The organism is Kribbella sp. NPDC051952 (assembly GCF_040680855.1).
In the GTDB taxonomy this organism is placed as follows: Bacteria; Actinomycetota; Actinomycetes; order Propionibacteriales; family Kribbellaceae; genus Kribbella.
This window is the reverse complement of the sequence record NZ_JBFAXQ010000020.1, coordinates 144,599-158,655: the sequence shown is the minus strand read 5'-3', so window position 1 is coordinate 158,655 and position 14,057 is coordinate 144,599. Positions and strand designations below refer to the sequence as shown.

General features: G+C 67.8%; 15 protein-coding genes. 10 read left to right on the top strand and 5 right to left on the bottom strand.

Annotated elements, in window-relative coordinates:
• The 5 genes from AB0L70_RS31110 to AB0L70_RS31090 form a co-directional block, all read right to left on the bottom strand.
• On the bottom strand, positions 1-1,791 hold a 1,791-nt coding region (locus AB0L70_RS31110; RefSeq protein WP_363690330.1), incomplete at its 3' end, for an NADP-dependent isocitrate dehydrogenase.
• 51 nt (positions 1,792-1,842) lie between these two features.
• Positions 1,843-2,517 (bottom strand): pentapeptide repeat-containing protein, encoded by a 675-nt coding sequence (locus AB0L70_RS31105; protein ID WP_363690329.1) that lies wholly within the window; start codon positions 2,515-2,517, stop codon positions 1,843-1,845.
• A 30-nt stretch (positions 2,518-2,547) separates the two neighbouring features.
• Positions 2,548-3,372: an ROK family protein gene (locus tag AB0L70_RS31100; protein WP_363690328.1), complete on the bottom strand. Its 825-nt coding sequence runs from the start codon at positions 3,370-3,372 to the stop codon at positions 2,548-2,550.
• Positions 3,373-3,398: 26 nt separating this feature from the next.
• Positions 3,399-4,061: a hypothetical protein gene (locus AB0L70_RS31095; RefSeq protein ID WP_363690327.1), complete on the bottom strand. Its 663-nt coding sequence runs from the start codon at positions 4,059-4,061 to the stop codon at positions 3,399-3,401.
• A complete protein-coding gene (locus tag AB0L70_RS31090; protein ID WP_363690326.1) occupies positions 4,058-4,582 on the bottom strand; it encodes a SigE family RNA polymerase sigma factor in 525 nt (174 codons plus the stop codon). The genes AB0L70_RS31095 and AB0L70_RS31090 overlap by 4 nt, the downstream gene beginning before the upstream one ends.
• Positions 4,583-4,725: 143 nt before the next feature.
• Here AB0L70_RS31090 and AB0L70_RS31085 point away from each other — a divergent pair, with 143 nt between their 5' ends.
• The 10 genes from AB0L70_RS31085 to AB0L70_RS31040 all read left to right on the top strand — a co-directional run bounded on the left by AB0L70_RS31085 (position 4,726) and on the right by AB0L70_RS31040 (position 14,053).
• On the top strand, positions 4,726-5,262 hold the full coding sequence (locus tag AB0L70_RS31085; protein ID WP_363690325.1) for a hypothetical protein: 537 nt from the start codon (positions 4,726-4,728) through the stop codon (positions 5,260-5,262).
• A gap of 46 nt (positions 5,263-5,308) precedes the next feature.
• Positions 5,309-5,998 (top strand): YcnI family protein, encoded by a 690-nt coding sequence (locus AB0L70_RS31080; RefSeq protein ID WP_363690324.1) that lies wholly within the window; start codon positions 5,309-5,311, stop codon positions 5,996-5,998.
• Positions 5,999-6,000: 2 nt separating this feature from the next.
• Positions 6,001-6,513 carry a copper resistance protein CopC gene (locus AB0L70_RS31075; protein ID WP_363690323.1) on the top strand — a complete coding sequence of 171 codons (513 nt, stop codon included), beginning with the start codon at positions 6,001-6,003 and terminating at the stop codon, positions 6,511-6,513.
• Positions 6,510-7,535, top strand: coding sequence for a CopD family protein (locus AB0L70_RS31070; RefSeq protein WP_363690322.1), 1,026 nt, complete (start codon positions 6,510-6,512; stop codon positions 7,533-7,535). Before AB0L70_RS31075 ends, AB0L70_RS31070 begins: the two co-directional genes overlap by 4 nt.
• 45 nt (positions 7,536-7,580) lie before the next feature.
• Positions 7,581-8,066, top strand: coding sequence for a MarR family winged helix-turn-helix transcriptional regulator (locus AB0L70_RS31065; RefSeq protein WP_363690321.1), 486 nt, complete (start codon positions 7,581-7,583; stop codon positions 8,064-8,066).
• A 164-nt stretch (positions 8,067-8,230) separates the two neighbouring features.
• A complete protein-coding gene (locus AB0L70_RS31060) occupies positions 8,231-9,763 on the top strand; it encodes an ABC transporter substrate-binding protein (protein ID WP_363690320.1) in 1,533 nt (510 codons plus the stop codon).
• A complete protein-coding gene (locus AB0L70_RS31055) occupies positions 9,764-10,702 on the top strand; it encodes an ABC transporter permease (RefSeq protein ID WP_363690319.1) in 939 nt (312 codons plus the stop codon). It abuts the gene before it with no gap.
• Positions 10,699-11,484: an ABC transporter permease subunit gene (locus AB0L70_RS31050; RefSeq protein ID WP_363690318.1), complete on the top strand. Its 786-nt coding sequence runs from the start codon at positions 10,699-10,701 to the stop codon at positions 11,482-11,484. The genes AB0L70_RS31055 and AB0L70_RS31050 overlap by 4 nt, the downstream gene beginning before the upstream one ends.
• Positions 11,481-13,010 carry an ATP-binding cassette domain-containing protein gene (locus AB0L70_RS31045; RefSeq protein ID WP_363690317.1) on the top strand — a complete coding sequence of 510 codons (1,530 nt, stop codon included), beginning with the start codon at positions 11,481-11,483 and terminating at the stop codon, positions 13,008-13,010. Before AB0L70_RS31050 ends, AB0L70_RS31045 begins: the two co-directional genes overlap by 4 nt.
• The gene (locus AB0L70_RS31040; RefSeq protein ID WP_363690316.1) at positions 13,007-14,053 is read left to right on the top strand and encodes a pyridoxal-phosphate dependent enzyme; all 1,047 of its coding nucleotides are present in this window, start codon (positions 13,007-13,009) and stop codon (positions 14,051-14,053) included. Before AB0L70_RS31045 ends, AB0L70_RS31040 begins: the two co-directional genes overlap by 4 nt.
• The last annotated feature ends 4 nt before the right edge of the window (positions 14,054-14,057 follow it).

Sequence of the window (14,057 nt, the reverse complement as noted above, 5' to 3'; positions counted from 1 at the left end):
GTGGCGCGGCTGGTGAAAGAGGCCGGGTGGAGCGGGGAGTTGGGTGCGACGTTCCCGGCTGTCATCAAGAACGGGGTGGCGAGGAGCGCCGCGAACCGACAGCATCTTCGCGCTGGTGCCGAGCTCGAGGATCGGGAACAGGTCGGTCAGGTAGTCACGCAGCACGTTCCCGGTCACCGAGATCGTGTTCTCACCCCGGCGGATCCGCTCGAGCGAGAACTTGATCGCGTCGACCGGCGCCAGGATGCGGATGTCCAGGCCCTCGGTGTCGTGGTCGAACAGGTACTTCTGGACCTTGGTGATGATCTGGGTGTCGTGCGCCCGGGTCTCGTCCAGCCAGAACACCGCCGGGTCACCGGTCGCGCGGGCGCGGTTCACGGCCAGCTTGACCCAGTCCTGGATCGGCGCGTCCTTGGTCTGGCAGGCGCGGAAGATGTCGCCCGCCGAGACAGCCTGCTCGAGTACGACGTTGCCGGCCTCGTCGACCAGCCGGACCGAGCCGGTGGTCTGGATCTCGAAGGTCTTGTCGTGCGAGCCGTACTCCTCGGCCTTCTGCGCCATCAGGCCGACGTTCGGGACCGAGCCCATCGTGGCCGGGTCGAACGCACCGTTGGCGCGGCAGTCGTCGAGGACGACCTGGTAGATCCCCGCGTAGCTGCTGTCCGGCAGTACGGCGAGAGTGTCGTGCTCGGCGCCGTCCGGTCCCCACATGTGCCCCGACGTACGAATCATCGCCGGCATCGACGCGTCGACGATGACGTCGGACGGGACGTGCAGGTTGGTGATGCCCTTGTCGGAGTCGACCATCGCCAGCGCCGGGCCGGCGGCCACTTCGGCGTCGAACGAGGCCTTGATCTCGGCGCCCTCCGGCAGCGATGCAATGCCGTTGAGGATCCCGCCGAGCCCGTCGTTCGGAGTCAGGCCGGCCTTGGCCAGGACGTCGCCGTACTGGGCGAAGGTCTCCGGGAAGAACGCCCGTACGACGTGTCCGAACACGATGGGGTCGGAGACCTTCATCATGGTGGCCTTCAGGTGGATCGAGAACAGCACGTCCTCGGCCTTGGCCCGGGCGACCTGCGCGGTCAGGAACTCGCGCAGCGCGGCGACGTGCATGACCGAGGCGTCGACGACCTCGTCGGCCAGCACCGGCACCGACTCACGCAGGACCGTCGTGGTGCCGTCGTCGCCGACCAGCTCGATCCGTAGCGACCCGGCGGACTCGATCACGACCGACTTCTCGGTGGAGCGGAAGTCGTCCTGATCCATCGTCGCGACGTTGGTCTTGGAGTCGGCCGTCCAGGCGCCCATCCGGTGCGGGTGGGTCTTCGCGTAGTTCTTCACCGAGGCGGGCGCGCGGCGGTCGGAGTTGCCCTCGCGCAGCACCGGGTTCACCGCGGAGCCCTTGACCTTGTCGTAGCGGGTCTGGATCTCCCGCTCGGCGTCGGTCTTCGGCTCGTCCGGGTACTCCGGCAGCGCGTAGCCCTGCGCCTGCAGCTCCGCGATCGCGGCCTTCAGCTGCGGGATCGAGGCCGAGACGTTGGGCAGCTTGATGATGTTCGCCTCGGGCGTCTTGGCGAGCTCGCCGAGCTCGGACAGCGCGTCCGCGATCCGCTGGTCCTCGGTCAGGAACTCGCCGAAGAGCGCGATGATCCGCCCGGCCAGTGAGATGTCCCGGGTCTCCACCCCGACACCGGCCTGACCGGCGTACGCCTGGATCACGGGGAGGAACGAGTACGTGGCCAGCGCCGGAGCCTCGTCGGTGTGGGTGTAGATGATCGTCGAGTCAGTCACAGCCCCACCCTAATGGGCGGCTCGATCGGTACCGCTGGCACGTGGGCAGGCTCACGCTCCGTCGAGTTCGTCCGGGTGGGTGAGGGTGATGCCGGCGGCGGTGGTGACCGCGCTGGCGAAGGTCAGAGTGTCGATGGGGGAGGAGGCGGCCACGGTCGCGCCGACCAGCGAGGTCAGGCCCTTGGCGCCTTCCCAGATGCAGTCGACGAAGACCGCCTTGGCCGCCTTGACCTGGGAGAACTCGGCTCCGGTGAAGTCGCAGCCGCGGAAGACGGTGCCGGTCAGGTCGGCGGAGACGAAGTCCGCGCTCTGCAGCCGGCAGTCGGCGAACTCGACCTTGACGAACTTCGCGAACCGGAACGACCCGAAGTCCAGCACGCTGTCACGGATCGTGGTGTGCTGCAGGCTCATTCCCGGCCCGGCGAACCCGGTCAGCCGGGACGACGTGATCGCCACCCGCGTCACCACTGCGTCGGACCAGCGCGCGTTCGCAACGTCGCACTGGGACAGCTCGGTGTCGACCAGGATCAGCTTGTCCAGGTCCGAACCGGCGAGCTTGCACCTGGTCAGCCGGCAACCGCTCAGCTCGAGGTGCTCAGCCTCGACATCGCTCAGGTCCACGTCCTCCAAGGCAAGATCGAGCAGCCGCACCTCGTCGTCGATGTCGTCAGGTGCAGGCGACGCGGGGTCGAGGTGGGCGCGCAGCCGCGGCGCAGCGATCTTCATGGGGAGACCGTAACCAGAGCCGCGGACAGTTCAGGACGAGCGCAGGTAATGGGCGGCCGCACCGATCAGCGCGGACTGCTCAGTGTCCTGGGTGGCGGAGACCGGGAAGTCGAAGACCGACTCGACCAGGTCGAAGGCACCGGAGATCGAGCCCCCGAGCACTGTCCTGGTCACGCCGAAACGATCGATCCACGGCTTGAGGGCGGCGGACAACGCGCCGAAAGCCGCCAGGAGCACGTCGCCCGCGACCCGGTCCCCGGCGCGGGCCAGGTCCGCGATCTCCTTGACCCCCGGGACCTTGCCCGGGTACGCGCGCTGGATGGCCCGGGCGGAGATCGAGTCCTCCAGCGGCTTCCCGTCGTACGACGTCTTGTAGAGCTCACCGCCGGGCGGCACGGTCTCGCCCTCGCGGACCACGCGGCCGTCGGCGAGGAACGCCGTACCGATGCCGGTGCCGATGGTGACGCCGACGCAGCGTTCGACGCCGCGGACCTCGCCCGCGGTCCACTCCCCGACGGTGAAGGCCTCGGCGTCGTTCATGAACATGACGCGATCGAGCCTGAGTTCGGTCTTCAGGTTGTCACCCAGGTTGTAGCCGTACAGCTGGTCGAACTTGCCCTGGTTGCGATACCAGGCGACGCCGGTGGCGAAGTCGAACGGCCCGGGCAGGGCCACCGCCAGACCATTTGCCAGCGGCAACTTCCGGGCCGCGTCGGCCAATTGACCGACAACCGCCTCGGGTGCCAGCTGGGATTCGAGTTTCGCCCGGTCCACGACGTTCACGGTCCACGCGTCCGGCGAGACAACCGCCGCCGTCACGTGGCTTCCCCCGATTTCCAGTACTGCTACATCCATGTGGACATCATCCACGACCGGTCGGCTCACCATCTCCCGATGGAGATGAAGTTGCCGCGCGCATCGAGCGTCCGGGCGATGACGGTCGGCGTCGTGCCCGGCCACGGCCGCGCCTCGACGTGCCGGTAGAGATAGAAGCTCGACTTCACCACCGCGTTGCCGATCTTCCCGTCGCCGGTCTCGACGATGGTCTGCGGCTTCGTACCGTAGGCACGGCCGAAGACGGTGGTCACGCTGGTGCCCGGGCCGATCGAGGCCTTGCGAACCAGTACGCCGCCCCGGGCTCCGAGCGGAACAGTGGGATCGCCCTTCGACTGCGTCACGCAGTAGGCGAACTGGGACTCGTCAGGGGCGCGCAGAATGGCGGCTGTCCCGTACTTGTCGCTGACCGAGATCACCTCGATCCACCCGTTGGCCCTGTCACGGAGCATCGTGCCGTTCGACGTCGTACACAGTTGGGCTGTCGTCGGCTGGGTGGCCGGCGCGACGCTGCGGGAATCCTGCAGCTCGAAGGCCACCGTGACGCCGCCCGCGATCACCGCGACCGCGGCGAGGGTCGCCATCGAGCCGACGATCCGGCGGTTGCGTCGCCGTCGCCGCCCGGCGGCGAGGATGGCGCCCGGATCGGGGGTGAACGGCACCGGCCGATCGGTCGCGCGATCCATCAGGATCTTCAGGTCCGGATTCATGACAGCCCCACGAAGTTCGAGAGTTCGAGGAGGGCCGGATGGGTGCGCAGCTTCTCCAGGGCTCGCATCGTCTGACTCTTGACCGTCCCCGGCCGGCAGTCCAGTGCGGCCGCGGTCTCCTCGACGGAGAGCTCGTCGAAGTACCGCAGTACGACGCACGCCCGCTGGCGGGGCGGGAGTTCGGCGAGAGCCTGGGTGATGACGAGCCGGTTCTCGAGGAGGCCGAGTGGATCGGAGCCGTCGGCCTCGGCGGCGAAGTAGTCCTCACCGCCGACGAGCTCCTGGCTGGACTTGCGGCGCAACGCGTCCAGGGTGGTCGACACCACCACCTTGCGGGCGTACGCGCCGACCGCGCCCTTGCGCTGGATCCGGCCCCAGACCCGGTACAGCCGGATCAGGGCTTCCTGGGTCGCGTCCTCGGCCCGGCGCCAATCTCCGCACAGTAAGTAGGCGGTCCGGCACAGAGAGTTAGCTTGATGGGTGACGAAGTCGACGTAGTCCTTCTCGACCTCGTCTTTCATCCGCGCTGACCCCCAGTCATGTCGATCCAACGCGTTGGCAAACCAATCGGTTGCATCGGCACGGAACATTTTTCCGCACTCCGTGTGAACAGGGAACCAGTTTGTCTCCCTGACCGTAGAGTGACTGGAGCGAGGAGAAGGTCATGCCGGTCGAGAGCAGTACGACGTCTGTGGTTGCGGCGCTGAGCGTCGCGGTCGCAGTGGTCGGTCATGTGCTCGTCGGTGGCGGCACGGTCCCGCTCGGTGTGCTGGTGCCGCTGGCTGCACTGGCCGGGGTGTGCTGGCTGCTCGGTGAGTACCTCGCCGGGGAGCGGTTGCTGACGGTCCTTGTCCTGGCCGGGGTGCAGCTGTTCGTGCACGTGACGCTCGATGCGGTCCACCCGCCGATGGACCACGAGATGGCGATGCCGAGCGGGGTCGGCAGCAGCCTGTTCATGACCGGCACCCACTTGGCTGTCCTGTTGGCGGGCGTCCTGGCGATCAGCCGGGCCCACCGGTGGGTTCATCGGGTGACGCGGGCTTTTGCCCGGTTGCTGCCGCGGTTGCCGATTGTGCATGTGGTGCCGCGGGTTGGCGCCGTACTGCGTCTCACTTCACCGCCACGGCTGGTTGGTGCGTGGCTGACCTCGAACGTCTGCCTGCGTGGACCTCCCGTCGTACGAGTAGTCCTAGTCAACTGACCGGCCGCTCGGCCGGGTTACTCGTACGCCCTCGAAAGGTTCTCTCATGCCCAGGAGATTCGTCCTGCGGGCCGGCGCGATCGCCGCTGTGTCCGCGCTCGTCCTGGCCGGTGCCGCCACCTCGGCGTCGGCCCATGTCACGGTGTCCTCGCCGGACGCCAAGCCCGGTGGGTACGCGAAGCTGGTCTTCCGCGTGCCGACCGAGTCCGACAACACCAGCACCACCAAGCTCGTCGTCTCGCTGCCCAAGGACCACCCGTTCGCGCATGTCGGTGCGCAGGTGAAGGACGGCTGGAAGGTGGACAAGAAGGAAGAGAAGCTGCCGGCTCCGGTCAAGGTCGGTGACGTCACGCTGACCAAGGCGATCACCACGATCACCTGGACCGCTACCACGGCCGGGATCCCGCCGAACGACTTCGACGAGTTCTCACTGTCGGTCGGGAAGCTGCCCGAAGGTGTGGACGCGCTGAGCTTCCCCGCCGACCAGACCTACAGCGACGGCGAGGTCGTCAAGTGGGCCGACGTCGCGAAGGACGGCGCCGAGGCGGAGCACCCGGCGCCGACACTGAAGCTGGCCGCCGCGATCACTCCGGTCGCCGCGACCACCACCGAGACCAAGGACTCCTCCGATGCGCTGGCTCGCTGGCTCGGTGGCGGCGGGCTGCTCGTGGGTCTGCTCGGTCTCGCGTTCGGGTTGAGGCCGCGGAAGGCAGCTCCGGCAAAGGCGCAGTCGTAGCCGTGCGCCGCTTGATCGCAGTACTGGTGGCGTCGCTGCTCGCTCTGGTGGTTTCCACCGGAGTGGCGGCGGCGCACGCCAAACTCGAGTCGATGACCCCGGTCGACGGGTCGTCCATGGCCGCGCCGCCGACCAAGGTCGTCCTGACCTTCAACGAGCCGATCGGTAGCAACGGCACCCAGGTGCAGGTCAAGGCACCGAGCGGTACGAACGTCGCAAGCGGGGACGTGCAGGTGGTCGACAACACGGTGACCCAGCCGGTCGGCGCCATGATCGAGGCCGGAAAGTACGAGGTCGACGCTCGCGTGGTGTCGGCCGACGGCCACCCGATCACGGTGGTCGGGTCCTTCACCGTGACGCACGCCGGTCACCCCGCCGTCCAGCCGGTCGGCAGCTCGGCCACACCGCCGAAGGACAACTCGAACACGGTCACCATCGTCGCGATGTGCCTGGTCATGCTGGTCGTGGTGGCCCTGGCCGTCGTGATCGTACGGCGCCGCCCGGCATCGCAATGAGCGAGCGCGAGGTCGGCGCCGCCCGCCCGGTCCTGAGCAAGAGCTGGGTGATCGGCGCCGGAATGGTTGCTGCGGGCATCGTCGTGATGGTCGTCGCCCTGCTCGCCGCGGGTGGGTCTCCGCAGCCGTTGCCGGCCGGACTGCTCGGGGCCGGGATGCCTTTGTCCTGGTCGGTTCCGGTGCTGCGGTTCGTCGCGGATGCGGCTGCTGTGGTGACGGGTGGGGCGGTGGTTGCCGTCGTACTGTTCCTGCCGGCGACCGATGGGAAGCTCGGTGCGACTGCATTGCGGGCTTGTCAGGATGCCGCTTTGGCTGCAGGGGTTTGGGCTGTGGCAAGCATCGGTGGACTGGTGACGTCGGCTGCGGTGATTCTTGGCATTCCGCTGTCGCATCTTGCCGAGCATGCGTCGCCGGCGAGCGAGCTCAACCAGGTCAGGGCTCTTGCGGTTGCCGTCGTACTCACGGCGTTTCTTGCTGTTGTGCTGAGTGGTTGCCGTACGTTGCGGGGTGCTCGGATTGCGGCGGTGCTTACGGCGGCTGCGCTGACGGGGCCGTTGTTGACCGGTCATGGGGCGCTGGATCGCACCAGCGCGTGGTCGCTGCTCGCTACGTCGTCGCTGGTGGTGCATGTCTTCGCGGCGACCGCATGGATCGGTGGACTGGGCGGCGTACTGCGGTATGCGCGTTCGCGTCAGGCGGTTGAGTTGTTCAGCGCGCTCGCGCTGGTGTGTGCGGTGACGATGGGAATCACCGGGTTGCTGACCGCCGAGATCCACCTCGGCGGGCGGCAGGAGGGCTGGGCGTTGATCACCCAGTGGGTGACAAGCGGGTACGGCGCCCTGGTCTTCGCGAAGGCAGTCGCGTTCGCCATCCTGGTCACGGTCGGCTGGTGGCACCGCCGCGCAACCCTCCCAGAACTGTCCACCGGAAACCCAGCAGCCTTCCGCCGATTGGCCGCCGTCGAGCTACTCATCATGGCCGCCACGGTCGGCCTCGCGATTGCCCTGTCGCGCACCCCATGACTCGCTTGTCGGTGACATGTCAACAGATGTCCGTACAATGGGTGGATGACGGAACCGCAGTGGCTTGACGCGCGAGAGGCGCGGCTGTGGCAGTCGTACCGTGACACGCATCGCGACCTGATGCGTGCCCTCGAAGCCCGGCTGATCCGCACCACCGGACTGTCCGGCGCCGACTACGCGCTCCTGCATCCGTTGTCCGTCGCCGAGGACGGCGTACTGCGCACCCGCGACCTGGGTAAGTCGGTCGGCTGGGAGCGCAGCCGGTTGTCCCATCAGGTCAGCCGGATGGAGCGGCGCGGCCTGGTCTGCCGCGAGGAGTGCGCCTCGGACGCCCGCGGCTCGATGGTTCGCCTCACCGCGGCCGGCCGGAAGGCGATCGACGCCGCCTCGCCGGACCACGTCGACGCTGTCCGCACCTACTTCTTCGATCACTTGACCGCCGAGGAACAGACCCAGCTGGCCGGACTCCTCGACCGCATCGCCACCAACATCCCCGGCGAACCCTGCTCCACCCCGGACTGCGACGACTAGTCGAGACGGGTCGCAGTGGTGACTCCTCGTACCCAGGGGTAGCTAAGCGGTGACACGCCGTTACGGCGGGCGGGCGGTGGGGCGGGGTCGAAAGAATGAGAGTCGTCTCGTTCGGATGCGCGCTGAATTTGACAACCGTTTTCACTAACGTGAGGATGTGTGGGATGTCGGACGCGCTGAACAGACGAGGTTTCCTGGGCCTGGCCGGCGGTGTCGGTCTGGCTGCACTGACCGCGTGCGGGGCCGACGGCGAGGCGGTTGCCGAGCCGAAACAGGGCGGGCGGCTGCGCGCCGTGTACGCCGGTGGCGGGGCGAAGGAGGTCCTGGATCCGCACGAGCAGAGCCTGTTCGTGGACATCGCACGGCATAAGGCGATGTTCGAGAAGCTGGTCGAGCTCGGGCCTGATCTGAAGCCGGTTCCGCGGCTCGCGTCGAAGTGGGAACACGACCCAGGGGCGATCACCTGGCGCTTCACGTTGCAGGACGCAACGTTCCACGACGGCGCCCAGTTGGTGGCCGACGATGTTCTCTACAGCCTCGCGCGGATGGCCGATCCGAACGCGCCCGAGCGGGTCGCACAGTCGTCCCTGGCCACGCTGGATCTGCGCCGTTGCAAGGCGATCGGCCCACGGACGGTCGAGCTCGTGCTGGCCGCGCCGAACGCCGAGTTCCCGGCGCTGCTGGCGGGGATCGGTACGCAGATCGTCCGCGACGGCTTCAAAGATCCGACCAAGCCGGTCGGTACGGGCGCCTTCCGGTTCGTCTCGTTCGAGGCCGGCCGGTCGATGGTGGCCAGCCGGTACGACGAATATTGGGACGGGCCGGCGCGGATCGAGGAGCTGCAGGTGCTGTCCGCGGACTCGGAGGCCCGGGCGAACGCCGTACAGGGTGGGCAGGCTGAGTATGCGAACGACATGACGGCGACGTTCGCGCGGACCGCGGAGGCTGGGCAGGCCGTGCGGATCGTTGCCGCGAAGGCGAGCACGATGCAGGCGTTCGTGATGAAGGTTGATCAGGCTCCGTTCGACAACCCGGATGTCCGGCTCGCGTTCAAGCTGCTCGCAGACCGGAAGCGGCTGGTGGACGTCGTACTCGCGGGGCGAGGTGCCGTAGGCAACGATCTGTTCGGGAAGGGATATCAGTACTACCCGGCGGAGTTGCCGCAGCGGGAGCGGGATGTCGATCGGGCCACGGCGTTGTTGAAGAAGGCCGGGCTGGTCGGGAAGGAAGTCGAGCTGTTCACCGCCGATGCGTCGGCCGGATTCGTCGAGGCCGCGACCTTGTTCGCCGAGCAGGTCGGCGAGGCCGGGGTGAAGCTGAAGGTGACCACCGGGAGTCCGCAGACGTACGCGAAGGACCTGCTGACGAAGGGTGTCATCGGCAACCATCGGTCCGGTGCGATGCCGATTCCGCAGTACATCACCGATCGGCTGCTGACGAGGTCGCCGTTCAACGTGACGCATTGGCGGCGACCGGCGTTCGACGCCGGCTTCGCCGCCGCGCAGGTGCTGACGGACGAGGCGGCTCGATCGGCCCGCTACGGCGTACTGCAGAAGGAACTGCGGGACGACGGTGGCATCATCGCGTGGGGGCTGCCGGACTACCTGGTCGCGGTGTCGGCCAAGGTGCAAGGGGTGCAGGCGGTTCCGCCCAACACCTTGGACTCCGGGCGGTTCGACAAGGTGTGGCTGGCCTGAATGCGGTCGTACGCCGGACAGCGAGCACTACTCGCTGTCGTTCAATTGGCTGTGCTGTCGGTGCTCGTGTTCGTGCTGACGTCGTTGCTGCCGGGGGATGCGGCGGATCTGCGCTTCACGGAGACGCTCACGCCGGAGCAGGTCGATCGGATGCGGGCGCAGCTGGGTCTCGATCAGCCTGCGGTGGAACGGTTCCTGCACTGGTTCGGCGGGGTGCTGACGGGGGATCTGGGTACGTCATCGATCAGCGGTGGGCCGGTGGTCGACATCGTCCGGGACTCGGTCGGGGCGACGTTGGTGCTCACGCTGGCCACGCTTGCGGTAGTAGTTCCGTTGGCCGTTGCCCTGGGCATCGTGATGGGGACACGGGAGAACGGTCGGCTCGATCGAGCCATCACATCGGTGACGCTGGCGCTGTCGGCGGTCCCTGACTTCGTGATCGCGGTGCTCTTGGTGGCGTTGTTTTCCTTGAAGTTAGGTTGGTTGCCGGCGACGTGGATCGGTGGCGATCTCCTCGCATCACCTGCGTTGCTCGTGTTGCCGGTGGCGGTGCTGCTCGGGCGGACTGTGTGTCTGTTGTCGCGACAGGTGCGGGCCGGGACGATCACGGCGCTTTCGGCGGAGTACGTCGTACAGGCGCGACGGCTCGGGGTCCCGCGGCGTCAGCTCCTCCTGCGACATGTGCTTCCGAATGCTGCTGTTCCCGGAGTCCAGGAGCTCGCGCGGACAGGTGACACGCTGCTCGGGGGAGTCCTGGTGGTCGAGGCAATCTTCGCGATCCCCGGTTTCGCCACCGCTCTGGTTGACGGTGTGGAGACTCGGGACGTCCCGGTCGTCCAAGGGCTGACGCTCGTACTCGCGGTCGCCGCTCTCCTGATCAACCTCGGAGCCGATCTGGTGTGCAACCGGTTGGTTCCTCGCACGGAGCTGCTCCGATGAAGGCGCGAGTCTCGGCGGTTCTTGTCCTCGTGCCGCTCCTCATTGCGATCTTCGGACCCCTCGTCCCGACACGTGACCGGCGTGGCCTTCCCTACGCGCCAGACGGTGTCCTCGGCACCGATGGGTTGGGGCGGGATGTGCTGGGCCTCCTGTTGGTGGGTGGGCGGACTGCTCTGGGGATGGCGTTCGGGGCGGTCCTCATCGCTTATCTGGTGGGTGGATTGGTTGGGTTGGTGGCAGCGTCCACGAGGCATCGGTGGCTGGACGAGGTGTTGATCCGGCCGCTCGACGTACTGCTGCCGTTGCCGTCCTTGCTGGTGATCAGTGTGGTTGCGGTCGGGTGGCGGGCGTCGGCGTACGCGATCATGCTGGCTGTTGCCATGGTCAACGTTCCGACCGTCGCCCGGCTGGTCCGCGCCGCGGCGCTCAACGCCGCCAGTTCGCCGGTCGTTGAAGCCCTCCGCATGCAGCGTGAGTCCTGGCTGCCCATCCACCTTGGCTACATCGGCCGCTCGGTCCTAGGCCCAGTAGCCGCGGACCTGGGTACCCGCATCACCCTCGCCGTCTTCCTCGTAGCCTCCGTCAACTTCCTCGGCCTCGGCCTGAGCCCCACCGCCCCCGACTGGGCCGTCAGCGTCTCCCGCAATCGCGAGGGTCTCCTCCTCCAACCCTGGTCCGTCCTCGCTCCCGCTCTTCTCCTCATCTCCTTCACCCTCGGCTTCAACCTCCTGGCCGACCGCCTGGTCCACCACGCCCGCCGCTTGGTGGTGGCAACCCGATGATCGTGCAGGTCAGCCAACTGTCCGCAACCGCCGGATCCTCGGTTCTCGTCGACCGGGTGTCCTTCGAGGTGTGGGCCGGGGAAGTCACCGCGCTGGTGGGTGCCTCGGGGTCAGGGAAGACGACGTCGGCGCTCAGCTTGCTGGGGGAATGTGGGGACGGCGTCCGGCTCGACGGGCACGTTGAAGTCGATGGCCGGGTGGTTGTCGACAGCAACGGGCCGATGGCGGCTGCGCAGCACATCCGAGGTCGGGTGGTGGCCTACATGCCTCAGCACCCCGGCAGTGCGTTGAATCCAGCACGGCGGGTCGGAGTCACGCTGCGAGAGCTTGCGCGACTGCATCACCCTGGCGAAGAGGTGGTCGATGAGGCAGTCAGAGCAGCCCAGGTCGACGGGAACGCCCTGAGAAGGTTTCCGCATCAGTTTTCCGGCGGGCAGCGGCAGCGAGTCGCGCTGGCTCAGGCGCTGACCTGCCGGCCGAAGGTACTCGTGCTGGACGAACCAAGCACCGGCCTCGACTCGCTCACCCGGTGGCAACTGGTCAAGGAGTTGCGCGAGCTCACAGCCGGCGGCCTGGGAATCTTGTTGCTGAGTCACGATCTCGACCTCGTCCGTGCCCTGACGACCCGGGTCGTCGTACTCGACGCCGGCCACGTGATCGGCACCGATGTCATCCCGGATTCCCCGCAGTTGCCCGCCACGGGAACCACCACCCCTGGACAACCGTTGCTCCAGGCAATGAACCTGTCCGCATCGCTGCGGCCGCGAGGCCGTGATCTCGTCCTGCACGAGCTCGACCTCGCCGTTCGGGCCGGCTCCTGCCTGGGCGTCGTCGGCAGGTCCGGCAGCGGTAAGACCACGCTCGCCCGCTGCCTGGCCGGCCTGCACGAACGTTTCACCGGCCAACTCCTCCTTGACGATGAACCCCTCCCGGTCCTCCGCAAGCGATCCCGCGAACAGAATCGCCGGATCCAGTACGTCTGGCAGGAGGTCCGCGGCTCGTTCGACGAACGCCGCCCGGTCGATCAGCAGGTCGCCCGCACCGCCGAACGCCTCCGCGGCCGGCCACCCAAGGAAGCCCACGCCGAAGCCGTCGCCACGCTGGCCCGCGTCGGCGTCGCCGCGATCACCGCGGCCCGTCCACCGAGCCGTCTCTCCGGCGGCGAGCTGCAACGGGCCGCGCTGGCCCGGGCAGTCCTCGCGCATCCCGACGTACTGATCTGCGACGAGATCACCACGGCCCTGGACGATCACGGTACGGCGCTCGTCGTCGAGCTGCTCACCGAGCTCAAGGACCGCGGTACGGCGCTGATCTGGATCGGTCACGACCTCGGCCTGGTCGCGGCCCTCGCCGACCAGGTCATGGTGATCGACGCCGGCCGCGTGGTCGAACAAGGCCCACCGGATCGCGTGATGACCCAACCGGTGTCCGAACTGACCCGGCGGCTGGTGAGGGCCGTCCACCTGGGTCACCCCGAAGCTCCGCCCGCGTTGATTCCCGAACCGAGGAGCGAACCGCGCCGATGACGCGACTGCACGACCACCTGGCGGAGGCCATCAAGGACCCGGATCCGATCCGGGTGGGCGACCACTTGATCTGCTTGCGGTTCGAGACGATGAAGGTGTACTCCGCGCTGAGCGCCGTACGCCATCTGCTGGAGACCGGGGCAGTCCGGCCCGGGGACACGTTGATCGACAGCTCGAGTGGAATCTATGCGCACGCTTTGGCGCTCGCCTGCCATCGGTACGGGATGAAGTGCCACATCGTCGGCTCCACGACGGTCGACCGGACCTTGAAGATCCAGCTCGAGATCCTCGGCGCGACGGTCGAGCAGGTCCCGTCCTCGAACAACCTGCAACTCGACCAGAACCTCCGGGTCCGGCGGATCGGCGAGATCCTTCGCGACAACCCGACGTACCACTGGATGCAGCAGTATCACGACGACATCCATTACCTCGGGTACGGCGCGGTCGCCGAGCTGGTCGCGGAATTGGTGCCGGCCGGGCCGCTGTGTCTCGTCGGTGGGGTCGGGACCGGGGCATCGACCGGCGCGATCGCGACGTACCTGCGCGAGCGTGGGCGGGACGTGAACCTGGTTGGCGTGCAGCCGTTCGGCAGCATCACGTTCGGCGCCGGGCACACGCAGGATCCGGACATGATCATCGCGGGGATCGGCAGCTCGATCGAGTTCCGCAATGTCCGGCACGAGCTGTACGACCGGCTGCATTGGGTCTCGTTCGACTACGCGATGTCGGCGGCGGTGGACCTGCTCCGGACCTCTGGGGTGTTCGCGGGACTCTCGGCGGGAGCGGCGTACCTCTCGGCGCTGTGGGAGCACGGCTGCAACAGCGACCGCACGCACGTGTTCCTCGCCGCGGACACCGGCACCCGGTACGTCGAGTCCGCCTTCTCCCGTCACGCCGAGGCACGGCCGATGGCATCGATGCGCCCGCGCGAGATCGACTCCCTGGACCAGCTCGCGGTCCCGTGGTCGGCGATGTCGTGGGACCGCCGCGAGTCGGCCATGGCCCTGCGCGAAGAGTTCCCATCTGCGACCCCGTCGCATTAAGGTA

Coding starts and splice junctions, on each gene's coding strand:
- AB0L70_RS31105 (WP_363690329.1), bottom strand. CDS start 2,517: ATGAAGATCGCTGCGCCGCGGCTGCGCGCCCACCTCGACCCCGCGTCG.
- AB0L70_RS31100 (WP_363690328.1), bottom strand. CDS start 3,372: ATGGATGTAGCAGTACTGGAAATCGGGGGAAGCCACGTGACGGCGGCG.
- AB0L70_RS31095 (WP_363690327.1), bottom strand. CDS start 4,061: ATGAATCCGGACCTGAAGATCCTGATGGATCGCGCGACCGATCGGCCG.
- AB0L70_RS31090 (WP_363690326.1), bottom strand. CDS start 4,582: ATGAAAGACGAGGTCGAGAAGGACTACGTCGACTTCGTCACCCATCAA.
- AB0L70_RS31085 (WP_363690325.1), top strand. CDS start 4,726: ATGCCGGTCGAGAGCAGTACGACGTCTGTGGTTGCGGCGCTGAGCGTC.
- AB0L70_RS31080 (WP_363690324.1), top strand. CDS start 5,309: ATGCCCAGGAGATTCGTCCTGCGGGCCGGCGCGATCGCCGCTGTGTCC.
- AB0L70_RS31070 (WP_363690322.1), top strand. CDS start 6,510: ATGAGCGAGCGCGAGGTCGGCGCCGCCCGCCCGGTCCTGAGCAAGAGC.
- AB0L70_RS31065 (WP_363690321.1), top strand. CDS start 7,581: ATGACGGAACCGCAGTGGCTTGACGCGCGAGAGGCGCGGCTGTGGCAG.
- AB0L70_RS31060 (WP_363690320.1), top strand. CDS start 8,231: ATGTCGGACGCGCTGAACAGACGAGGTTTCCTGGGCCTGGCCGGCGGT.
- AB0L70_RS31055 (WP_363690319.1), top strand. CDS start 9,764: ATGCGGTCGTACGCCGGACAGCGAGCACTACTCGCTGTCGTTCAATTG.
- AB0L70_RS31050 (WP_363690318.1), top strand. CDS start 10,699: ATGAAGGCGCGAGTCTCGGCGGTTCTTGTCCTCGTGCCGCTCCTCATT.
- AB0L70_RS31045 (WP_363690317.1), top strand. CDS start 11,481: ATGATCGTGCAGGTCAGCCAACTGTCCGCAACCGCCGGATCCTCGGTT.
- AB0L70_RS31040 (WP_363690316.1), top strand. CDS start 13,007: ATGACGCGACTGCACGACCACCTGGCGGAGGCCATCAAGGACCCGGAT.